General features: G+C 55.9%; 19 protein-coding genes, 2 pseudogenes and 1 riboswitch. Of the genes and pseudogenes, 17 read left to right on the forward strand and 4 right to left on the reverse strand.

Features of this window, described 5'->3' with window-relative positions; genetic code table 11:
• Positions 1–27: 27 nt before the first annotated feature.
• From ACQY4M_RS18540 to ACQY4M_RS18555, 4 genes and pseudogenes are all read left to right on the forward strand, one after another.
• Positions 28–441: pseudogene (locus tag ACQY4M_RS18540) on the forward strand (lytic murein transglycosylase); the annotation flags it as partial.
• A gap of 87 nt (positions 442–528) precedes the next feature.
• Positions 529–1572 (forward strand): IS5 family transposase, encoded by a 1044-nt coding sequence (locus ACQY4M_RS18545; RefSeq protein ID WP_428539227.1) that lies wholly within the window; start codon positions 529–531, stop codon positions 1570–1572.
• A 152-nt stretch (positions 1573–1724) separates the two neighbouring features.
• Positions 1725–2177, forward strand: a pseudogene (locus ACQY4M_RS18550) (peptidoglycan-binding protein); the annotation flags it as partial.
• A 170-nt stretch (positions 2178–2347) separates the two neighbouring features.
• Positions 2348–3004 carry an IS1595 family transposase gene (locus ACQY4M_RS18555; protein ID WP_428548276.1) on the forward strand — a complete coding sequence of 219 codons (657 nt, stop codon included), beginning with the start codon at positions 2348–2350 and terminating at the stop codon, positions 3002–3004.
• A 9-nt stretch (positions 3005–3013) separates the two neighbouring features.
• Here the strand turns inward: ACQY4M_RS18555 and ACQY4M_RS18560 are convergent, their stop codons facing one another.
• Both ACQY4M_RS18560 and smc read right to left on the reverse strand, forming a co-directional pair.
• Positions 3014–3436 (reverse strand): YbjN domain-containing protein, encoded by a 423-nt coding sequence (locus ACQY4M_RS18560; protein WP_428547253.1) that lies wholly within the window; start codon positions 3434–3436, stop codon positions 3014–3016.
• Between the two features lie 78 nt (positions 3437–3514).
• Positions 3515–6970 carry a chromosome segregation protein SMC gene (smc, locus tag ACQY4M_RS18565; protein WP_428547256.1) on the reverse strand — a complete coding sequence of 1152 codons (3456 nt, stop codon included), beginning with the start codon at positions 6968–6970 and terminating at the stop codon, positions 3515–3517.
• A gap of 204 nt (positions 6971–7174) precedes the next feature.
• A riboswitch (cobalamin riboswitch) is annotated at positions 7175–7393 on the forward strand.
• Positions 7394–7428: 35 nt separating this feature from the next.
• Between smc and ACQY4M_RS18570 the strand changes: the two genes are divergently transcribed.
• The 6 genes from ACQY4M_RS18570 to ACQY4M_RS18595 all read left to right on the forward strand — a co-directional run bounded on the left by ACQY4M_RS18570 (position 7429) and on the right by ACQY4M_RS18595 (position 14029).
• Positions 7429–7605 carry a CbtB domain-containing protein gene (locus ACQY4M_RS18570; protein WP_428547259.1) on the forward strand — a complete coding sequence of 59 codons (177 nt, stop codon included), beginning with the start codon at positions 7429–7431 and terminating at the stop codon, positions 7603–7605.
• Between the two features lie 3 nt (positions 7606–7608).
• The gene (locus ACQY4M_RS18575) at positions 7609–8349 is read left to right on the forward strand and encodes a CbtA family protein (RefSeq protein WP_428547262.1); all 741 of its coding nucleotides are present in this window, start codon (positions 7609–7611) and stop codon (positions 8347–8349) included.
• A 59-nt stretch (positions 8350–8408) separates the two neighbouring features.
• Entirely contained in the window at positions 8409–9485 is a 1077-nt protein-coding gene (cobW, locus tag ACQY4M_RS18580; RefSeq protein ID WP_428547265.1) for a cobalamin biosynthesis protein CobW, read from the forward strand.
• Positions 9485–9934, forward strand: a complete 450-nt coding sequence (locus ACQY4M_RS18585) for a GNAT family N-acetyltransferase (RefSeq protein ID WP_428547268.1) — start codon at positions 9485–9487, stop codon at positions 9932–9934. The genes cobW and ACQY4M_RS18585 overlap by 1 nt, the downstream gene beginning before the upstream one ends.
• On the forward strand, positions 9934–13644 hold the full coding sequence (cobN, locus tag ACQY4M_RS18590) for a cobaltochelatase subunit CobN (protein WP_428547271.1): 3711 nt from the start codon (positions 9934–9936) through the stop codon (positions 13642–13644). Before ACQY4M_RS18585 ends, cobN begins: the two co-directional genes overlap by 1 nt.
• A gap of 97 nt (positions 13645–13741) precedes the next feature.
• Entirely contained in the window at positions 13742–14029 is a 288-nt protein-coding gene (locus ACQY4M_RS18595) for a hypothetical protein (protein ID WP_428547274.1), read from the forward strand.
• A 63-nt stretch (positions 14030–14092) separates the two neighbouring features.
• Here ACQY4M_RS18595 and ACQY4M_RS18600 read toward each other — a convergent pair whose 3' ends face one another.
• Positions 14093–15136, reverse strand: coding sequence for an IS5 family transposase (locus ACQY4M_RS18600; protein WP_428539227.1), 1044 nt, complete (start codon positions 15134–15136; stop codon positions 14093–14095).
• A gap of 430 nt (positions 15137–15566) precedes the next feature.
• Between ACQY4M_RS18600 and ACQY4M_RS18605 the strand changes: the two genes are divergently transcribed.
• The 3 genes from ACQY4M_RS18605 (at position 15567) to ACQY4M_RS18615 (ending at position 18867) form a co-directional block, all read left to right on the forward strand.
• Positions 15567–16699 (forward strand): IS3 family transposase gene (locus tag ACQY4M_RS18605; protein ID WP_428539245.1). Its coding sequence is split into 2 segments (ribosomal slippage): positions 15567–15819 and positions 15819–16699, totalling 1134 coding nucleotides; the frame shifts between segments, so codons are not numbered across the junction.
• A 165-nt stretch (positions 16700–16864) separates the two neighbouring features.
• Complete coding sequence (locus ACQY4M_RS18610; protein WP_428547277.1) at positions 16865–17269, forward strand: hypothetical protein; 405 nt, start codon at positions 16865–16867, stop codon at positions 17267–17269.
• Between the two features lie 212 nt (positions 17270–17481).
• Positions 17482–18867: a PstS family phosphate ABC transporter substrate-binding protein gene (locus ACQY4M_RS18615; RefSeq protein ID WP_428547279.1), complete on the forward strand. Its 1386-nt coding sequence runs from the start codon at positions 17482–17484 to the stop codon at positions 18865–18867.
• An 18-nt stretch (positions 18868–18885) separates the two neighbouring features.
• Here ACQY4M_RS18615 and ACQY4M_RS18620 read toward each other — a convergent pair.
• A protein-coding gene (locus tag ACQY4M_RS18620; RefSeq protein ID WP_428539245.1) for an IS3 family transposase occupies positions 18886–20018 on the reverse strand; the annotation gives its coding sequence in 2 pieces (ribosomal slippage) (positions 18886–19766 and positions 19766–20018; 1134 coding nt in all).
• Positions 20019–20066: 48 nt separating this feature from the next.
• Between ACQY4M_RS18620 and ACQY4M_RS18625 the strand changes: the two genes are divergently transcribed.
• The 4 genes from ACQY4M_RS18625 (at position 20067) to ACQY4M_RS18640 (ending at position 22501) form a co-directional block, all read left to right on the forward strand.
• The gene (locus tag ACQY4M_RS18625; RefSeq protein WP_428548279.1) at positions 20067–20327 is read left to right on the forward strand and encodes an OmpA family protein; all 261 of its coding nucleotides are present in this window, start codon (positions 20067–20069) and stop codon (positions 20325–20327) included.
• Between the two features lie 69 nt (positions 20328–20396).
• Positions 20397–20609, forward strand: a complete 213-nt coding sequence (locus ACQY4M_RS18630) for a hypothetical protein (RefSeq protein WP_428547282.1) — start codon at positions 20397–20399, stop codon at positions 20607–20609.
• Positions 20610–20661: 52 nt separating this feature from the next.
• Positions 20662–21705, forward strand: a complete 1044-nt coding sequence (locus tag ACQY4M_RS18635; protein WP_428539227.1) for an IS5 family transposase — start codon at positions 20662–20664, stop codon at positions 21703–21705.
• 184 nt (positions 21706–21889) lie between these two features.
• Complete coding sequence (locus tag ACQY4M_RS18640) at positions 21890–22501, forward strand: type IV pili methyl-accepting chemotaxis transducer N-terminal domain-containing protein (protein WP_428547285.1); 612 nt, start codon at positions 21890–21892, stop codon at positions 22499–22501.
• The last annotated feature ends 38 nt before the right edge of the window (positions 22502–22539 follow it).

Raw genomic sequence — 22539 nt, forward strand, 5'->3', positions numbered from 1 at the left:
GCGTCACCAACTTTTGGGCATAGCTCCATCCAGCAGAAATACGGTATCAACCGTGGTGTTTTACTGGCTTTCTGGGCTTTTGAAACCGATTTCGGTGCGGTTCAGGGCAATTTCAATACGCTGAATTCACTGGTCACACTGGCGCATGACTGCCGCCGCCCGCAACTGTTCCACCCGCAGATTTTTGCGGCATTATCGCTATATGAACAAGGCGATTTTTCCCCGACCAAAACCAAAGGTGCGTGGGCGGGCGAAATCGGGATGGTGCAAATGCTGCCTGCCGATATTCTGGAAAACGGTGTGGACGGGGATGGCGACGGGCATATCCGCCTTAAAACATCACCTGCGGATGCCCTGATGTCCGGGGCCAAAATGCTGTCCGGCCTTGGCTGGCGACCAAACCAGCCGTGGTTGCAGGAAATCATCGTACCGCAAAACCTAGGGAACCTCTAAAAATCCCCCAAAATCCGGCCTGACGGGGTAGAATCGTCATCAGGATGAAAATGATTCGACCGACGGGGTTTTGTCATGGGTCAGATGGGATTTTTTGATCTTTCCAGCCGATACGCGGGACTGGACAAATCTGGTGATCCGCTGGTGTTGCTCAACGACATGGTGCCGTTCGAGGATTACCGGGACGAGCTGAAGGCCATATGGCGCACGCCGCCCGAACAGCGCAAATCCAACGCTGGCCGCCCGCCTTGGGATGAGGTGCTGATATTCAAGACGATGGTTTTGCAGCAGCTCTACAACCTCTCTGACGATCAGATCGAGTATCAGATCCGCGACCGCCTGTCGTTCATGCGGTTTCTCGGCCTTGGCATTGAAGACAGCGTACCTGACGCCAAGACCATCTGGGCCTACCGTGAAAGGCTGGCCGGGGCCGGGAAGATGAAGGAGCTGTTTGACAAGTTCGATGCCTTTCTGCGCGAAAAGGGCTATCTGGCGATGGGCGGGCAGATTGTTGATGCGAGCATCGTTCCGGCGCCGCGCCAGCACAACAAAAGGGACGAGAACGAGAAAATCAAGGCGGGCGAAACGCCTGAAGAGTGGGAGGAAAAACCCCACAAGAAGCGCCAGAAGGACGTGGATGCGCGCTGGACGAAGAAGCACGGCAAGAGCTATTACGGCTACAAGAACCACATCAATGTCGACCGGCGGCACAAATTCATCCGCGCTTATGATGTCACCGATGCCGCCGTGCATGACAGCCAGGCGCTTGCCGGTCTGATTGATGCGAGCAACACCTCATCGGACCTGTGGGCCGACAGCGCCTATCGCTCGCAAAAGATCGAAAGCGAGCTGGAAGAGCGGGGGCTTCACAGCCATATCCATCACAAGGGCAGGCGCGGCAAGCCGCTTGGCGAGCGCCAGCAAAAGGCCAACCGGAGGCGCTCGAAAGTGCGGGTCCGGGTCGAGCATGTATTCGCTTTTCAGGAGCGCTCCATGGGCGGCAAGCTGATCCGCTCCATCGGCCTGAAGCGGGCGCGATTTCGCATCGGGATGATGAACCTGGTCTACAACATGAAGCGCTTCGTCCAGTTCGAATGCGGCCTGGCGGCGCCGGGATAAGGGTTCATGGGGTGAGGTGTGCCTGAAATACCCAAAACCGGCTTGAAACCGGTGAAAATGGGTTTATGATCCGAAGCAATCAGGCGGGACAGGCGAAAAACCGTCCACCCCGCCGCGAAGAAGGCGAAAACGGGAATTTACAGAGGTTCCCCCTAGATTGGTCAAAAACCGGCCTGACCCACGAGTTACCGGTCAGCCAATGGGCAAAACTGGGGGTGAAGGCCCGAAACGGCAAGCTGGCATCAGGCAAACTTCCGGCCTCGGTTCTGCTACCAATGGGACGCAAGGGACCGGCGTTTCTGACCTATCCGAACTTCCGCGTCTATTTTGAATGGAATCAAAGCTTTGTCTATGTCACCACAGCCGCCTATTTTGGCACGCGGATAGAGGGTGCCAAACCCTATAACGCGGGCAAACCCGATCCGGCGCTGAGCGGCACGCAAATGAAAGCCTTGCAGAAAAAGCTGGTCGCGCGCGGATATGATGTAGGTAAAATAGACGGTATTCTGGGCGCTAAAACCCGTGCTGCCGTTCAGGCCGAGCAAATCCGGCTGGGGTTGCCAGCCGACGCCTGGCCAACAAAGGCCCTGTTGAACAAGCTGTGAAAACCAAAAAGCCCCGCGCGGTTTGCACGGGGCTTTTGTATTAGTCAGTACCAGCGATTACCAGTCGATAAACTCTTCAAATTCCTCAATAAGGAGGCGCCACCAATCAACCGTATCAACAAAGTTTGGGGCTGACCCAGATAACCTAAAAAGAGGTTATGATGGGAAGCATGAGAAAGAGTCGCCTGAGCCACTACAAGCAAGACCGTCTTACGGAGCATTTTGTTTCGGGATCGACAGCACGAACAGCAGCCAGTTTGTGTGGTGTAAACCGCAAGACCGCAGCGTTTTATTTTCTACGCCTGCGCGAGATAATCGCCTATGAGCTGGAGGCGGAAAGCCAAGCTATGTTCGGCGGAGAAATAGAAGTGGACGAAAGCTACTTTGGCGGCAAACGCAAAGGTAAACGCGGGCGTGGTGCGGCAGGTAAAATTCCCGTTTTTGGTATATTAAAAAGGGGTGGGAAGGTTTACATCAAGATCATCCCGGACGCCAAATCCGCCACTCTGATCCCGATCATAGAGCGCAAAGTCGTGCCGGATTCCATCGTCTATTCCGATTGTTGGCGCGGTTATAATGTGCTGGATGTGTCAGACTTCCACCACTTTCGCATCAACCATTCCAAGCTCTTTGCAGACCGTCACAACCACATCAATGGCATCGAGAATTTCTGGAACCAAGCCAAGCGCCACATGCGCCGATTTAACGGTGTCCCCAAGGCCCAATTTGGGCTATATTTGAAGGAATGCGAGTGGCGTTTCAACAACAGTGACCCTTCAGCTCAGTTATTGCAGCTAAGACAATGGGTTAAGCGTTACTTGAAGTAGTTATCTGGGTCAGCCCCCAAAGTTTTTCTCTCCGACGCCATCATAGGCCAAATTAACATCCATTTCGATTATTGGATCACCTTCGTCATCAATATAGGCTTTTGCAAAACGATTTTCTTGATTCCATTCATTTATTTTTAATGCCGAAATTCCTACTTTCAAATCATACGCCGCTTTGAACATCACTGATGTGCAGTTCTTATTATCTTCACAACCCCAAAAATACACAAAAAAATCTGAGTCTGATACGTGACTAATGATTTTGGGGTCGCCCTGTTCATCCTTGTCCATTGAGGCTTCTAACCCATAACCCTTTAACTCGTTCATAATGACAAATGCATCCGTTGCAGTCACTTCGGCTGTCGTCACTGCGGGCGCACCAACAATGGCAATAACCGTCAACCCGCCAAATAGTTTCGTTTTAAATGTCATGGTGCACCTTTTCATCAAAGTTGTAATTCTGGGGGACTGAAACAAATATCGGCCGGTTGGTCAACGCGATTTCATGTCTCAGGCAACCATTTGCTCGGCTTTTTTCAGATCAACGCTCACCAATTGGCTGACGCCCAGCTCGCCCATTGTCACCCCGAACAGCCGATCCATCCGTGCCATTGTCACAGCATGGTGGGTGATAATCAGAAAACGCGTATCGGTGCGCCGCGTCATTTCGTCCAGCATATCGCAGAACCGCGTGACGTTGGCATCATCCAGCGGCGCGTCCACCTCGTCCAGCACACAGATCGGGGCCGGGTTGGCAAGGAACACCCCGAAAATTAGGGCCAATGCCGTTAGCGTCTGTTCCCCGCCGGACAGCAGCGAAAGTGTTGACAGTTTCTTACCGGGCGGTTGGCACATGATTTCCAGCCCCGCCTCGAGCGGGTCATCGCTTTCGACCAGAACCAGCTTGGCTTCGCCACCGCCGAACAGATGTTTGAACAACATACTGAAATTCGAGTTCACCTGCTCGAACGCCGTTAACAGCCGTTCGCGGCCCTCTTTGTTCAGGCTGGCAATGCCGGTGCGCAGTTTCTTGGTGGCCTCTTCCAGATCAATCTTTTCATTCAGCAGGGTGTCGTGTTCTTCCTGCACTTCGCGGGCGTCTTCCTCGGCGCGCAGGTTCACAGCCCCCAAGGCATCGCGCTGGCGTTTCAGACGATTCACGTTGGATTCGATGCTTTCGGATGACGGGATCTGATCGGGGTCGGTGTCCAGTTCCTCAAGCAGGTTTTGCGGCGTGGTTTCCAGTTCTTCGGCAATCCGGTCGGCGGCATAAGCCACGGTTTCCCGTGCCGCATCTGCCCGTGCTTCTGATCGTGCGCGCGCCTCGCGGGCCTCGGAGGCCGCACGTTCGGCATCGCGTTCGCCGTCCACGGCCTGACGCAGGGCCGTTTCGGCCTCAGCCAAAGCATCGGCGGCGGCGCGGCGACGCACCTCGGCCTCGCCAATCGCATCGGCCAACTCGTCACGTTTGGCGGCGATTTCCTTGGGGGCGGCGCTGGCCTCTTTCAACTCGGCCTCGGATTGAACCCTGCGCTCCTCCAGTTCCGCAATCCGCTTTTCGGCGGTTTCCAGACGGTGCCGCCAGCCGGAAATCTCTTTGGTAATCTCTTGGCTGCGCTTAACACGCGCCTCGCCTTCGCGGCGCAATTCGTCATGACCGGAACGTTTGGACATCATCGTGATCCGCGCGGCTTCGACCGTCATTTTGGTGTCTTCTACCTCGGCCCGCGCAGCTTCCAGATCGCCCAGATCTGCCACGGCTTTTTCTGCCTCGGCCAAACGTTGGCGGGCCTCCATCGCTTCTTCTTCAAACCGCGACACCGCTAGTCCCAGATTTTCCAGCTTGCCCGCCGCAATGCTCTGATCCGCTTCGGCGCGGGACAAGGCGCGGTTAGCATCAGCCACGGCACGATCTGCCTCCCGACGGGCTTCGCGGGCCTGCTGATCCTCGACGGTCAGGCGTTTCAGTTCCTCGGACAGCAATTCATGGGCGCGGGTGGCGCCCTCGGCGCGCGCACTGGCCTCTTCCAGATCGCGTTTCAGTTCGACCAGACGGTTCAGCTGTTGCAACCGCAGGGCCGCCGCACTTGGCGCGTCCTCGGCACCAGCGCGAAAACCGTCCCAGCGCCACAGATCACCGGCAAGACTGACCAGACGCTGACCCGGTTTCAGATCTTTTTGCAACCGTGCGCCATCGGCAAAATCGACCAGACCGATCTGGCTGATCCGCCGCGCCAGAACCTCGGGCACAGTGACGTAGTTTGACAGCGATTTCACACCATCCGGCAGGGATTGCGCATTTGAATAGCCCGGCAATACCGCCCAGCCCGACAGCGCGTCCGGCCCAACCTGCGGCGCGCGCAGATCATCCGCCAGCGCCGCGCCCAGCGCTTTTTCATAGCCCGATTGCACCCGCACGGCATCCAGCACCTGACCACCCTCGGCGGTGTCGCGTTCAACCAGTTTGGCCAGCGCGCCAACCTCGGCCCGCAGCGCGTTCGCTTCGCCTTCAGCTTCGGAACGTTCGGCCCGCGCATCCACTTCGCGCGATTGCGCCTCGGCGCGGGCATCATCGGCCCGCAGCAGGGCCTCTTCTGCCGCTTCCGATGCCGCAGCAGCAGCCACCTGCGCCGCTTGTGCCGCTTCAAGATCCGCCAAAGCCTTTTCCAGCGCTGCCTTTGATCCGGCAACCGCCTCGCGTGCGCGCCCGGCCTCGGCTTCGTTTTTCTCAAGCGTCTTGCGGCTGTCCTCTTGCAGGCGATGCGCCGAATGATGTCTGGCCGACAATCGCGCCACGTCTTCGGTCATCTGGGTCAGGGCCGCCTCGCGTTCCTGCAACACGCGGGCCGCATCACTGGCGGCTTCGGCAGCTTCTTCAACCCGCGCCTCGTGGCCTTCGCTGGCCTTGGCAATCTGCGCTTGTTCCCATTCCAGCCGTTCAATGGTTTCGCCCGCGTCCTTGTTCAGACCCGCTTCGCGCTCCATGTCATGCGTTAACTGGTTGATCCGCGCTTTCAGCGTTTCGATCATTTGCAACGCGCGGGCTTCTTGGTCCTGCAAGGTATCGCGCTGCACCGTCAGACGCTGCAACACTGCCGCTGCAATCGCTTCTTCTTCGCGCAAGGGGGGCAATTTCTCCTCGGCCGCTTCGCGGGTTTTGGTCGAAGTCCGCGCGGCCCCTTCGGCCTGTGCCGCCAGTTTGGTGCGGTCGGTCAGTTCGGCCTGTGTCTTGGCCTGTGCTTCGTCCGCCTCTTTCCAGCGGCGATACAGCAACAGCCCTTCAGCCTTGCGCAAATCATCCCCAATGGTGCGATACCGCGCCGCTTGCCGCGCTTGCCGTGCCAGTTGCGCCAACTGGCTGGCCAATTGCTCGATCACATCCTCGACCCGCGCCAGATTGGCCTCGGTGCCCTTCAGCTTCAACTCGGCCTCGTGACGACGTTGATACAGGCCGGAAATCCCGGCGGCCTCTTCCAATACACGGCGGCGGTTCTTGGGCTTGGCGTTGATCAGTTCCGAAATCTGCCCCTGCCGCACCAGTGCCGGCGAATGGGCGCCAGTAGACGCATCGGCAAATAGCATCTGCACGTCCTTGGCACGCACATCTTTGCCGTTCGCCTTATAGGCACTGCCCGCATCCCGCGTGATCCGGCGCACGATTTCCAGCGTATCCTGATCGTTGAAACCGGGAGGGGCCAGACGGTCGGTATTATCAATCGTCAGAATGACTTCGGCAAAATTACGGGCAGGGCGGCTGGACGCACCGGCAAAGATCACATCCTCCATCCCGCCGCCACGCATCGCCTTGGCACGGGTTTCTCCCATCACCCAGCGCAACGCCTCGAGCAGGTTGGATTTGCCACAGCCATTCGGCCCGACAACGCCGGTCAGCCCGTCCGCGATCACCAGATCGGTCGGGTCGACAAAGCTTTTGAAGCCGTTCAGTCTGAGTTTCGAAAATTGCAAAGCGCCTGTAAGCCTTCTGATTCCAATAGAATGTAAATCTGACGGAGCATTTGGGTGCGAGTCAACGGATAACCACATGATCTGCCTGCTTTGGGCGACTTATCCACAAGATATTGCGCTTTTACGCATAATTCTGCCGATTTATCAGGGCGCGAAAAACCTGTTGAATGTCGCAAACCCACTTGACCCGGATCAACAAATGACTGCAAACAGTATGGGTAAGGTTCCCCGCACGGGCGTTCAAACGCTTGGGGATGAAACTGGGAATGTGGTGATGGTGACCCAAACAGGGGCCAGATGCCACAGCCGCCCCCGCGACTGTAAGCGGAGAGTGCACGTCAATATCCACTGGGGGTCCCCCGGGAAGGAGGCGCAGCACATCGACCCGCAAGCCAGAAGACCGGCCTGACACTGAACCGAAACCAACCTGTCGGGTGTGACAGGACAAGGAGACTAAAATGAAAACTTTGAACCAGACTCAATCCCGCGCAACTGTCGATACCGGTCTGCTGCCCATTGTGTCAGCTGTTATTGCTGGTGTGTTCCTGATCTATTTCACAGGTTTTGCGCAGGCTGCGCAGTATCACGACTCGGCGCATGATACGCGTCACACTCTGGCATTTCCCTGCCACTAACCCATGACCGCACGTTTGTTTACCAGCGCGTTGTTCGCTGGTCTGGTTGCAGGGCTGATTGCCGTCCTGCTCCAGTGGGCTCTTATGGAAAAACTGATTCTGGAAGGTGAAGAATACGAAACCGGAAACAAAAGCCACTTTGGCGGTGTTCTGGTGATCAACGAGGCACAAGAAACCGCCAATCCCGATGCAGCACCAACGGAAGATGCCGCACCGGCAGAGGACGACGAGGAAAGCCTGTTCACACGCTATTCTCTGGCCTTTTTTGCAGACTTTACCACCTTCGTTGGCTGGTCTTTGATGATGGTTGCAGGATTTGCACTTGCTGAAAGGTTCGGACAGCGGATCACAATAAAGGATGCGTTAATATGGGGGGGAGCGGGATTTGCTGCCATTCAGATCATGCCGGGTATCGGATTGGCCCCCGAATTGCCGGGAACACCCGCCGCCGAACTTGAAGCGCGGCAACTGTGGTGGGTAGCGACAGCAATTTCTGCGGCACTGGCCTTTGCGCTATTTGGGTATGGGCGCACGCTGTTATATGTTGTCATAGGCATTGCGTTGCTGATTGCACCACAGCTGATCGGTGCCCCGCGCCTGGATGGCTATGCCGGAGTTGCTCCGCCGGAATTGGCAGGCGAATACGTGGCCCGCTCTTACGCTGTTGCTTTTATCGACTGGATAGTTCTGGGATTGGCCGCCGGTTATTTCTGGAACCGTGGTGCCGACACCCAAAACGCATAAATCACTGCGGGGCCTGAACGGCCCCGCAGCCAAACCGAAACACAGTCTGGATATTCATTATGGCCGCCAAAATCCCCGCAACTGTTGTCACCGGCTTCTTGGGTGCCGGTAAAACCACGCTGATCCGGCACATGCTGGACAACGCAAACGGCAAACGCATTGCCCTGATCATCAACGAATTTGGTGATCTGGGGGTGGATGGCGATATCCTGAAGGGCTGCGGTGATGCGGCGTGTAATGACGACGATATCATGGAGCTGTCGAACGGCTGTATCTGCTGCACCGTGGTCGATGAATTCATCCCCACCATGCAAAAGCTGCTGGAGCGGGACAATCCGCCTGACCATATCGTGATCGAAACATCGGGTCTGGCCCTGCCGCAACCTTTGGTGCGCGCCTTTAACTGGCCCGAGATCAGCACCCGTGTGACGGTGGACGGGGTGGTAACCGTGGTGGATGGGCGCGCCGTGGTTGATGGCCAGTTCGCAAACAATATTGCCGCCGTGGACGCCCAGCGGGCGCAGGACGACAACCTTGACCATGAAACGCCACTGTCCGAGCTGTTTGACGACCAGATCGCCTGTGCCGATATGATCGTGGTGAACAAGGCCGATCTGCTGACAGACGATGAATCCGCTGCGTTAGTGACTGATTTGCGGGATAGTTCCCGTGATGGCGTGCAGGTGGTCAAAGCCACGATGGGCGCTTTGCCGGTGGATGTTCTGCTGGGGCAGGGCATGGGGGCCGAGGAGGATCTGGGATCGCGTCACGAGGTGCATCACCATCATCACCACGATGACGAGGACGACGACGACCACCACCACCATGATCACGAACATGAACACGGCCACGACGAATTCCAGAATTTCGCGGTCACCATGGGTGAAATATCCGATCCCGCCGCCTTCACCGCCAAAATTGCCGATGTGATCCGCACACATGACATCCTGCGCCTGAAAGGCTTCGCCGCTGTTGCGGGAAAACCCATGCGCCTGACCATTCAGGCGGTTGGCCCGCGCGTTGACAGCTATTTCGACCGCCCCTTTGCCTCAGGCGAAGACCGCAGCACAACACTGGTGGTGATCGGGCAGGCCGGACTGGATCAGGCGGCCATTACCGACGCCCTGAACACCTGATGCTGATCGTCGAGCAGGGTGATCCACGCGCACCACAGGCCACGGCGCTGTTACAGGCCAGCCATGCCCTGATGGAACGCCTGTTCCCGCCCGAGGACAACCATTACCTGTCGATTGACGCCCTTTGCACCCCCAACATCCGCTTCTTCATCGCCCGCGAAGGGGATGCGGTTCTGGGTTGTGCCGCGCTGGCCGACAAAGGCGGTTATGGCGAAATGAAATCCATGTTCGTATCCGAAGACGCGCGGGGCAAAGGCGTGGCCGACGCCCTGATGCGCCAGCTTGAGGATTACACCCGCGAACTGGACCTGCCCGTTATCCGGCTGGAAACCGGCGATCTGCTGCACGCCGCGCAACGGCTGTATGAACGCCACGGGTTTGTCAAATGCGCACCGTTCGGGGATTATGAGGCGAACAAAACCAGTGTTTTCATGGAAAAGCGGCTCTAATGCACCTACTTGCGGCAACTCCCGGTTCAATTGACGATGGCAAGGAGCCTGTCGATCTGGGTCAGACTCCGGCCGATGTGCTGTTCATTTCCGCCGCCGATACCGAGCTTGCCGCCCTGTCCGAGGCCCGTTCGGAAATGGCCGAAGCCCCCACACTGCGGCTGGCCAACCTGACCCACCTGCAACATCCGATGTCGGTTGATCTGCATATCGAGGCCTGCGCGACCAAATCCAAACTGGTGATCGCCCGCGTGCTGGGCGGGGCGGGCTACTGGAAATACGGGCTGGAACAATACGCCGCCCATCTGCATGACGCAGACGTGCCCTTTGTCGCCCTGCCGGGGGACGACAAACCCGACCCCGACCTGTGGCGCTTGTCTACGGTCTCGCGGGCGGATTACGATGCGCTTTGGGCCTATATGGTCGAGGGCGGACCAGCCAACGCCAGCGGATTTCTGGCCTACGCCCGCGCCATGCTGGACGGCACCGACAAACCCGCCGCCGCCACGCCGCTGTTGCGGGCGGGGGTTTACTGGCCCGGCGCGGGTGTGGCCGATCTGGGCGCGGCACGGGAAAACTGGACCCAAGGCGCGCCTGTGGTGCCGCTGATCTTTTACCGCGCTTTGGTGCAGGGCGCGGGGCTGCATCCTGTGAACCGAATGGTCAAGGCACTGCTGCGCCAAGGGCTGAACCCGTTGCCGGTGTTCGTGGCATCCCTGAAAGACCCCGTATCGGTGGCCACGCTGGAACAGTTGTTCACCGCCGCCCCGCCCGATGTAATCCTGAACTGCACGTCTTTTGCCGTGGGTTCTCCGCATCAAGGGGACCATCACGCGGGGGCATTGAACCCCCTTGCGATGGAGGCCGCCAAGGGTTGCACGGTTTTTCAGGTGGTGCTTGCGGCCTCTTCCGAGGATACGTGGGAGGACGGGTTGACCGGCCTGTCAGCACGGGACATCGCCATGAACGTCGCCCTGCCCGAAGTGGACGGGCGCATACTGTCCCGCGCGATTTCCTTCAAGGGCGAGGCCTATTTTGACGGAGCCACCGAATGCCCCATCGCCGCCTATCGGGCACGGGGGGATCGGGTGACTTTTGTTGCGGAACTGGCGGCAAACTGGGCCCGTTTGCGCAACGAGGTGCCCGAGAAACGCAAGGTGGCGCTGGTGCTGGCGAACTATCCGAACAAGGACGGGCGCCTTGCAAACGGGGTTGGGCTGGATACGCCCGCCGCCACGGTGCATGTGCTGAAACTGCTGTCTGAAGCGGGCTATTTCGTCTCTAACCCGCCTGAAAACAGTGATGAGTTGATGCAAACCATCCTGAAGGGGCCAACGAACTGGCTGACGGATCGGGCGCAGAAAACCGGCGGTGTGCAGATGAGCATGGCGGATTACCAGATCTCCTATGGTCAGCTGCCCTATGAGGTGCGTCAGAAGATCGAGGAACGGTGGGGCACACCGGAACAGGATCCGTTTTACACCCCAGGTTCGGTCGATTGCGGGTATTTCGCCCTGTCGGTACTGCAATTCGGCAATGTGATCGTCGGCCTGCAACCGGCACGCGGCTATAACATTGATCCGACCGACACCTACCATTCCCCCGACCTAGTGCCGCCGCACAATTATCTGGCCTTCTATTACTGGCTGCGGCATCAGTTCGGCGCCCATGCGATTGTGCATATGGGCAAGCACGGCAATCTGGAATGGCTGCCCGGCAAAGCGCTGGCGCTATCGGAAACATGTATCCCCGAAGTGGTGCTTGGACCGATGCCGCATATCTATCCGTTTATCGTCAATGATCCGGGCGAGGGCACGCAGGCCAAACGCCGCGCGCAGGCCGTGATTATCGACCACCTGACGCCACCGCTGACGCGGGCCGAGACCTATGGGCCGCTGAAAGAGCTGGAGGCGCTGGTGGATGAATATTACGAGGCCGCAGGGGTGGACCCGCGCCGGATTGACCATTTGCGGCGTGAAATCCTGTCGCTGACTTCGGTCACGGGGCTGGATCAGGATGCGGGGCTGTCGGGTTCGGACGAAGAAAGCGATCTGGCCAAGCTGGATGCCTATTTGTGCGAGCTGAAAGAAGCGCAGATCAGGGACGGATTGCATGTGTTCGGGCAATCGCCCAGTGGCACGCTGGAACGTGATCTGGTGATTGCGCTTGTCAGGGTGCCGCGGGGGGACGGGGCGGGCGAAAATGCATCTCTAATACAGGCAATATCGCAGGATTTGGGGCTGGGGTTTGATCCGTTGGATGCTGATATGGCCACCGCGTGGGGCGGGACGCGGCCCGATGTTTTGGCGGCGGTCTGCGATGATAACTGGCGCAGCACCGGAGATACGATCGAGCGGCTGGAGATGCTGGCGATTGAATTGATCGAGGGCAGGGCCAATGTGTGCGGGGATGTCACAGCAATGGTTCTGCAGCATATAAGATCCACCGTTTTCCCCTGTGTTAGAGATTGTGGACCAAAGGAGGGCGCGGGCCTTCTCACTGCCCTTTCAGGGCACTTCGTCGCCCCGGCGCCGTCCGGCGCGCCCACCCGCGGGCGTCTGGATGTCCTGCCGACAGGGCGGAATTTCTACAGCGTAGACAGCCGCGCGGTGCCAACGCCGACGGCTTGGACATTGGGGTGGAAATCGGCCAACCTGCTGATCGAAAAGCACCTGCAAACCCATGGCGATTGGCCGCGCACGATGCTGCTGACCGCATGGGGCACCGCCAATATGCGCACCGGTGGCGATGACATTGCCCAGTGTCTGGCGCTGATGGGGGTCAAACCGACATGGGACAGCGCCAATCGACGGGTCACGGGGTTTGAGGTTCTGCCCCAAGGGGTGCTGGGCCGTCCGCGCGTGGATGTTACCCTGCGAGTCTCGGGTTTTTTCCGCGATGCATTCCCGCAGTTGATTGCACTGGTCGACAGCGCCGCCCGCGCTGTGATGGCACTGGACGAGCCGGATGACCTGAACCCCGCTGCCGTGCGGTTCCGGCAAGAGGGCGAGGCGGGCAGCTATCGCGTATTCGGCTCGAAACCCGGCGCATACGGGGCCGGATTGCAGGCGATGATTGACGAACGGCTGTGGGCGGATAAGGCTGATCTAGCCGAAGCCTATCTGGAATGGGGCAGTTACGCCTATGGAAAAGGGGCCGAAGGGCGCAAGGTTAGAGCCGCGTTTGAAACCCGATTAGGGCAGGTCGAGGCGATTGTGCAAAATCAGGACAATCGCGAACATGATTTGCTGGACAGTGATGATTATTACCAGTTCGAAGGCGGTGCGGCGGCGGCGGTTTCGACCATTCAGGGCCAGAACAGGCCGATCTATCACAACGACCATTCCCGACCCGAACGCCCCGTGATCCGCACGTTAGAGGATGAAATCGGCCGCGTGGTGCGGGCGCGTGTGGTGAACCCGAAGTGGATCGAGGGGGTCAAACGCCACGGCTACAAGGGCGCGTTTGAAATGGCCGCGACGGTGGATTACCTGTTTGCCTTTGCCGCCACCACGGGGGCCGTGCGCGGGCATCACTTTGATCTGGTGCATGCGGCGTTTCTGGAAGATGATGACACACGCGAGTTTATAGCCGAACACAACACCCCTGCGTTACGCGAAATAGCCCAGCGGTTGAACGAAGCAATCGAGCGAGGGCTTTGGGTGCCAAAATCAAATTCAGCGCGCGCACTAATTGAAGCATTACTTTGAAAAAGCATTGTTTTGCTGGGTGACAATTCGTCATTGATAGTGGTAATTGTCAGTCGGCTGTGCCTTCATTTACAAGTGCTTAAACAGAAAGACCGCAATGATAGATATTTCTGAACAACTGGACGCAATCAATGCGGCATTTGATTCTGTACGCATTTCCGCATTTGCCGATCTATCAGTCCAATTGGTTCTGGCCGACTCGTCCAAATCCGACATTGGCCAAGAACTTCTGGATGAAATGTGTATTCAGGCTGCCAATGCTTTCGAATGTCCCACCATATCCTCTGACAATTCATTGGGAACCTCTGTAAATTCCCGTTTTCGCCTTCTTCGCGGCGGGGTGGACGGTTTTTCGCCTGTCCCGCCTGATTGCTTCGGATCATAAACCCATTTTCACCGGTTTCAAGCCGGTTTTGGGTATTTCAGGCACACCTCACCCCATGAACCCTTATCCCGGCGCCGCCAGGCCGCATTCGAACTGGACGAAGCGCTTCATGTTGTAGACCAGGTTCATCATCCCGATGCGAAATCGCGCCCGCTTCAGGCCGATGGAGCGGATCAGCTTGCCGCCCATGGAGCGCTCCTGAAAAGCGAATACATGCTCGACCCGGACCCGCACTTTCGAGCGCCTCCGGTTGGCCTTTTGCTGGCGCTCGCCAAGCGGCTTGCCGCGCCTGCCCTTGTGATGGATATGGCTGTGAAGCCCCCGCTCTTCCAGCTCGCTTTCGATCTTTTGCGAGCGATAGGCGCTGTCGGCCCACAGGTCCGATGAGGTGTTGCTCGCATCAATCAGACCGGCAAGCGCCTGGCTGTCATGCACGGCGGCATCGGTGACATCATAAGCGCGGATGAATTTGTGCCGCCGGTCGACATTGATGTGGTTCTTGTAGCCGTAATAGCTCTTGCCGTGCTTCTTCGTCCAGCGCGCATCCACGTCCTTCTGGCGCTTCTTGTGGGGTTTTTCCTCCCACTCTTCAGGCGTTTCGCCCGCCTTGATTTTCTCGTTCTCGTCCCTTTTGTTGTGCTGGCGCGGCGCCGGAACGATGCTCGCATCAACAATCTGCCCGCCCATCGCCAGATAGCCCTTTTCGCGCAGAAAGGCATCGAACTTGTCAAACAGCTCCTTCATCTTCCCGGCCCCGGCCAGCCTTTCACGGTAGGCCCAGATGGTCTTGGCGTCAGGTACGCTGTCTTCAATGCCAAGGCCGAGAAACCGCATGAACGACAGGCGGTCGCGGATCTGATACTCGATCTGATCGTCAGAGAGGTTGTAGAGCTGCTGCAAAACCATCGTCTTGAATATCAGCACCTCATCCCAAGGCGGGCGGCCAGCGTTGGATTTGCGCTGTTCGGGCGGCGTGCGCCATATGGCCTTCAGCTCGTCCCGGTAATCCTCGAACGGCACCATGTCGTTGAGCAACACCAGCGGATCACCAGATTTGTCCAGTCCCGCGTATCGGCTGGAAAGATCAAAAAATCCCATCTGACCCATGACAAAACCCCGTCGGTCGAATCATTTTCATCCTGATGACGATTCTACCCCGTCAGGCCGGATTTTGGGGGATTTTTAGAGGTTCCCCATTGATAGACCAGCCAGTAGAAGCTATCGTTATGACAGACAAAGGAATCCTGTTAACCCTGCGTTCAACCGAGTTTTCACCAAACGCACTAATATTCGAGTGCGACTATGATATTAATCTGAAGGACATTTTGACGATGGCGAGGGATACTTTGAAGAAAACGGGTGCAGAATGATCGAGTCGCAAGACATCATGAAGCGGCTGAAATCCCTCGGAAATAGATCGCGCTTTAATCAGAATAATGCCCGAATTATTGCTTCGGGCAATCCTGAGGATAGAGGTGGTCGCGGAAATTCGGACCAGTTGTTAAGGTGGATCGACTTATGAGAAAGACGATTCAAAATGACGAAACGAAAGAACCATTCTCCCGAATTCAAAGCCCGCGTTGCGCTTGAAGCAATCCGCGAGGAAATGACGATGGCGGAGCTGTCGAAGAAGTATGGTGTGCATCCAACCCAGATTGGCACATGGAAACGAGCAGCGATTGAAAACATGGCCACGGCATTTTCCAGACGGGGCCGTGATCCTGATCGGGTTGATGAAGCCCAGATTGAGAAGCTGCACTCCAAGATTGGTCAGCTGGTCGTGGAACGGGATTTTTTAGCCAACGCCTCGCAACAGTTGCTCGGGAAGCGAGGCAAAAAATGGTGAGCCGTGAGCATGATCTGAGTGTGCGACGACAATGCGGGCTACTTTCTCTGGCGCGCTCGAACCTGTATTACCAGCCAAAAGGCGAAAGTGCTGAAAATTTGCGGTTCATGACAATAATCGACAAGCAATTCTTGCAGACGCCGTGGTATGGATCACGGCAAATGGCCCGGCACATGCAGCGCCAAGGTTACAAGTGTGGTCGCCACAGGGTCCGCCGTTTGATGCGGCTGATGCGGTTGGTTCCGATCTACCAGACGCCCAACACGAGCAAGAAACATCCGCAGCATAAGATCTACCCGTATCTGCTGCGAGACCTGACGATTGATCGTCCAAACCATGTGTGGTGCGTAGATATCACCTACATTCCGATGCAGCGCGGGTTCCTCTATTTGGTCGCGATCATGGACTGGCACAGCCGCAAGGTTTTGAGCTGGAGATTGTCAAACAGCATGGAGGCAGATTTTTGCGTTGAAGCCCTGAAAGAGGCTATGGCCAAATACGGCAAGCCCGATATCATGAACAGCGACCAGGGCAGCCAGTTCACCGGGTTTGAATGGACGCAGGCGCTGAAAGAAGCCGACGTGAAAATCTCGATGGATGGCAAAGGTCGCTGGGTCGATAACCGGATGATCGAGCGGCTTTGGCGATCCTTGAAATACGAATGCATTTACCTCAACGCATTTGAAACGGGTTCGCAGACCCGCGCCGGGATCGGGAAATGGTTGGCTTACTACAACACCGAGCGCCCGCATTCCACCCACGGAATATTGACCCCGGATGAAGCCTATGACAGAAAAACAAAACCAATGAGTTTGGCAGCCTAAATGAAACCCTGATCCATCTTAAACTGGCTGCTGACTGGTCAAAAAAGTGGGACCACCTCTGAGCATCTGGAACAATTTATCCAGACAGTATCCCGGTTCACCAAAGATGCAAATGAACTGTCGGTTATTGCATCAACTCCTGAACAGGAGTTTGATACAAGCGCTGTGGGCCTTCAGGCCGGGCGGCTGATTAAAAGCATTCCGGAAACAGGCAATGCCGAGGATAAGGCAATCGAAGCCGGCAATGCGGCAATTCAGATTTTAACAAGCACCCCGGACATAACAGATTGGCTGATTTTAAAAGGCGAAGATGCCGGTGTGAATTCAGGTGAATCAACAAATGTTGCCGCACTGGAAAAAGTTTCTGAAAGTAACCTTGATAAATATGACTCCTATCTGGATCAATTCACGGCAAGCCAAAATGATCCCGCCGCAGCGATTGTTGGCACATTATCGGGGAATCGGGATTCAATTCTTTGTTTTCGTATCGGCGCGCAGCTCGGGTTAGCAGTCGTCAAAGGTGATGCAACCCAGTTAATCATTAATAAATGGCGTGATCTACACAACTAGAACGGTCTTTTTGCACGTCGTAATTGCATTCTTAATTATGCCCCAACAACAGCCTGTTTTTTCTAATTGTTGCCATAAATTTTCCTTACATTCCCAATAGCTGCCAAGCAGTCCCAGAGAGTCTGCGATAATTCAGGCTGCTCTACCAAATAGCGCCTCCTTGAATACGAATTTACTAGTAGGCCGAATTACCTGTTACAGGAGATAAGACATTGAAAACCTATTTGAACAAGGGTCGCAATCGCACATTGCAGATGGCCGCACTTACCACCTCTTTACTGCTATCCAGCGTTGCGTTTGCCGGTGAAGTGACCTTGAAATCCGCTGACGGCACTGTAGACCTGAAAGGTGAACTGGTCGAATTCAAAGATGATAACTATGTCATTCGTACTGCTTTGGGCGAACTGGCCATTTCATCCAGTCGTGTTCGCTGTGAAGGGGCCTCGTGTCCGACGTTTGATACCGTCGCAACCGATGTGCATTTTTATGGTTCAGAGGCCGTGGGCCTTGGGGTTATGCCACTTCTTCTTAGTGGATATGCCGCCAATATGAATGCAGAAATCGAAATCAATGAAACCCAGAACGAAGATGAAACTCTGGCAAAACTTGTTGCGGACAACGGATTTGGTGACGAGATCGGTTCTTTCCTTGTAACCTCGACCGCTTCAAATGATGCTTTTGATGCTTTGCTGAATGATGATGCTGCAATCGGCATGTCTTCCCGCCGGATCACACCGGCAGAAGCACGCGCCCTTCGTGCGGCAGGCAAAGGCAATATGATCAGCATTGATCAGGAACATATCCTTGCCGTTGACAGTCTGGTTATCATTGTGAATCCGGACAATGGCGTGGAAACTGTCTCTATTGAAGACCTTAAGGGTATCTACTCGGGCGCAATCACCAACTGGAGCCAGCTGGGCGGCGCCGATATGCCCATTCAGGTTGTTTCCTGTGAAGAAGGCACAGGGACATTCGAAGTTTTCCAGAACCGCATATTTGGCAAAGATGCTCACTCGGCGCCTGAAGGGGCAATTGTCGAAAATGACAGCAACAAGGTTGCTGCCTTTGTCAACGAAACCCCCGGTGCAATTGGTTACGTTGGCTATGCTTTTCAACGCGGCGCCAAGCCGCTTAACCTTGTTAACGAATGCGGGATCACATCAACACCGGATCCATTCTCGGCCAAAACCGAAGAATACGCGCTCCAGCGTCGCATGTATCTGTATAACACAGAAAACCCTGCACCAAAGATTTCCGACTTTATCTCTTATGCAACATCAGATGCGGCCGATGGCGTGATTGCAAAAGCCGGGTTTATCGATCTGGGGATTATCAGCCGTGAACAGGCACTGGACAGCCCGCGTGCGGCTTCGCTTCTGAATGCTGATGTTGATGCATTCGAAGGTAACGTAATCCGTGAAATGCTGGCAGAGATGACCAAATATGACCGCCTGTCCACGACTTTCCGCTTTAACCTAGGCTCGTCGCAACTGGATCCGCGTGGATTAGAAGATATGAAACGCCTGGCGAATTATCTTGCTGATATGCCTAAAGGTAGAGGTGGTCCCACTTTTTTGACCAGTCAGCAGCCAGTTTAAGATGGATCAGGGTTTCATTTAGGCTGCCAAACTCATTGGTTTTGTTTTTCTGTCATAGGCTTCATCCGGGGTCAATATTCCGTGGGTGGAATGCGGGCGCTCGGTGTTGTAGTAAGCCAACCATTTCCCGATCCCGGCGCGGGTCTGCGAACCCGTTTCAAATGCGTTGAGGTAAATGCATTCGTATTTCAAGGATCGCCAAAGCCGCTCGATCATCCGGTTATCGACCCAGCGACCTTTGCCATCCATCGAGATTTTCACGTCGGCTTCTTTCAGCGCCTGCGTCCATTCAAACCCGGTGAACTGGCTGCCCTGGTCGCTGTTCATGATATCGGGCTTGCCGTATTTGGCCATAGCCTCTTTCAGGGCTTCAACGCAAAAATCTGCCTCCATGCTGTTTGACAATCTCCAGCTCAAAACCTTGCGGCTGTGCCAGTCCATGATCGCGACCAAATAGAGGAACCCGCGCTGCATCGGAATGTAGGTGATATCTACGCACCACACATGGTTTGGACGATCAATCGTCAGGTCTCGCAGCAGATACGGGTAGATCTTATGCTGCGGATGTTTCTTGCTCGTGTTGGGCGTCTGGTAGATCGGAACCAACCGCATCAGCCGCATCAAACGGCGGACCCTGTGGCGACCACACTTGTAACCTTGGCGCTGCATGTGCCGGGCCATTTGCCGTGATCCATACCACGGCGTCTGCAAGAATTGCTTGTCGATTATTGTCATGAACCGCAAATTTTCAGCACTTTCGCCTTTTGGCTGGTAATACAGGTTCGAGCGCGCCAGAGAAAGTAGCCCGCATTGTCGTCGCACACTCAGATCATGCTCACGGCTCACCATTTTTTGCCTCGCTTCCCGAGCAACTGTTGCGAGGCGTTGGCTAAAAAATCCCGTTCCACGACCAGCTGACCAATCTTGGAGTGCAGCTTCTCAATCTGGGCTTCATCAACCCGATCAGGATCACGGCCCCGTCTGGAAAATGCCGTGGCCATGTTTTCAATCGCTGCTCGTTTCCATGTGCCAATCTGGGTTGGATGCACACCATACTTCTTCGACAGCTCCGCCATCGTCATTTCCTCGCGGATTGCTTCAAGCGCAACGCGGGCTTTGAATTCGGGAGAATGGTTCTTTCGTTTCGTCATTTTGAATCGTCTTTCTCATAAGTCGATCCACCTTAACAACTGGTCCGAATTTCCGCGACCACCTCTGGTACCCGCGTTGAAATGGTGGGTTTCACTGACAACGTCGGTTCTTTCGAAGCAAACAAGAAGCTAAGTCTGGGACGCGCGCAACAAGTTATTGCAAAGCTGCAAGAGATTGGCGGCGACCGGATTGCACATATCGAATTCGAAGCCTCCGAGTTTGGTGAAATCTCTCCTACTGGCTGTAATAGTTCCGAAGCTGGACGTGGCGCAAACCGTCGGGTCGAAGTGTGGCTGGCCAAAAACTAACCACATACCAGTTAAGCAACTTTTACCGAGTGTCCGGGGTTACATCCGGTCAGTACGAGGGAATAGAAAATGAAACTAATTCATAAGAAAACCGGATTGCGCACAGCCTTAAGGGCTGTGACGCTATCCACCTTCACCGTGTTCTGTTTTGCGCTGCCGGCCCATCAAGTTCAGGCCGACGCTTCCAATATCGAAGACGATGGCGCCAGCCAGCGGATAAACTCTTCTGGCAAATTACGGATGTTAAGGGAACCTCTAAAAATCCCCCAAAATCCGGCCTGACGGGGTAGAATCGTCATCAGGATGAAAATGATTCGACCGACGGGGTTTTGTCATGGGTCAGATGGGATTTTTTGATCTTTCCAGCCGATACGCGGGACTGGACAAATCTGGTGATCCGCTGGTGTTGCTCAACGACATGGTGCCGTTCGAGGATTACCGGGACGAGCTGAAGGCCATATGGCGCACGCCGCCCGAACAGCGCAAATCCAACGCTGGCCGCCCGCCTTGGGATGAGGTGCTGATATTCAAGACGATGGTTTTGCAGCAGCTCTACAACCTCTCTGACGATCAGATCGAGTATCAGATCCGCGACCGCCTGTCGTTCATGCGGTTTCTCGGCCTTGGCATTGAAGACAGCGTACCTGACGCCAAGACCATCTGGGCCTACCGTGAAAGGCTGGCCGGGGCCGGGAAGATGAAGGAGCTGTTTGACAAGTTCGATGCCTTTCTGCGCGAAAAGGGCTATCTGGCGATGGGCGGGCAGATTGTTGATGCGAGCATCGTTCCGGCGCCGCGCCAGCACAACAAAAGGGACGAGAACGAGAAAATCAAGGCGGGCGAAACGCCTGAAGAGTGGGAGGAAAAACCCCACAAGAAGCGCCAGAAGGACGTGGATGCGCGCTGGACGAAGAAGCACGGCAAGAGCTATTACGGCTACAAGAACCACATCAATGTCGACCGGCGGCACAAATTCATCCGCGCTTATGATGTCACCGATGCCGCCGTGCATGACAGCCAGGCGCTTGCCGGTCTGATTGATGCGAGCAACACCTCATCGGACCTGTGGGCCGACAGCGCCTATCGCTCGCAAAAGATCGAAAGCGAGCTGGAAGAGCGGGGGCTTCACAGCCATATCCATCACAAGGGCAGGCGCGGCAAGCCGCTTGGCGAGCGCCAGCAAAAGGCCAACCGGAGGCGCTCGAAAGTGCGGGTCCGGGTCGAGCATGTATTCGCTTTTCAGGAGCGCTCCATGGGCGGCAAGCTGATCCGCTCCATCGGCCTGAAGCGGGCGCGATTTCGCATCGGGATGATGAACCTGGTCTACAACATGAAGCGCTTCGTCCAGTTCGAATGCGGCCTGGCGGCGCCGGGATAAGGGTTCATGGGGTGAGGTGTGCCTGAAATACCCAAAACCGGCTTGAAACCGGTGAAAATGGGTTTATGATCCGAAGCAATCAGGCGGGACAGGCGAAAAACCGTCCACCCCGCCGCGAAGAAGGCGAAAACGGGAATTTACAGAGGTTCCCTTAAGCCAAAGAATACCGGCGGCTGCATGCGTCGTGGTTTATTCGGGCAATCCAGAATCAGCCGTTCAGGCATTGGATGCCGCCAGCGCTGAATTTGGCAAGATACTTATTGCGCTTAAAGATGGCGATCCGGAGATGGGTATTTTGGGCGCGGAAGAAAAACGTCGAACACTTGCCAAACTTGACGAATTAACTGCCCTGTGGGAGCCTTTCCACGCTGCAATTAATGATCTTCGTGCAGGCAAGGACATTGATACGTCCATGGCACATCTTTCCGAAAACAACATGGCGCTACTGGGGGCGGCAAAGGCATTGGTTACAGAAGAGACTGCTGAATATGCCAATCCCTTCGAGATGACAGCAGAAGATGCATTGCTTATCGATTTTGCTGGCCGCCAGCGCATGCTGACCCAGAAAATTGCCAAGGAAAGCTGCGGTATCGAAACCGGAAATGCGGCACTTGGAACTATGGATGACATGAAGGCGACTGTGTCCATGTTTGAATTGACACTGGGCGCCCTAAGGGACGGCATGCCTGCGGCTGGTGTCAAAGCCCCGCCAACCGGCGAAATCCATGATAGTCTGGTTGCCGCAACCGATGACTGGAACGAAGCCAAATCACTTCTGGATGGTGTAACCGAGTAATGCCCGAAAGTTGGTGATGGGGTGATTGGGTGGCATAT

Source organism: Profundibacter sp. (genome assembly GCF_965277155.1).
Classification (GTDB): Bacteria; Pseudomonadota; Alphaproteobacteria; order Rhodobacterales; family Rhodobacteraceae; genus Profundibacter.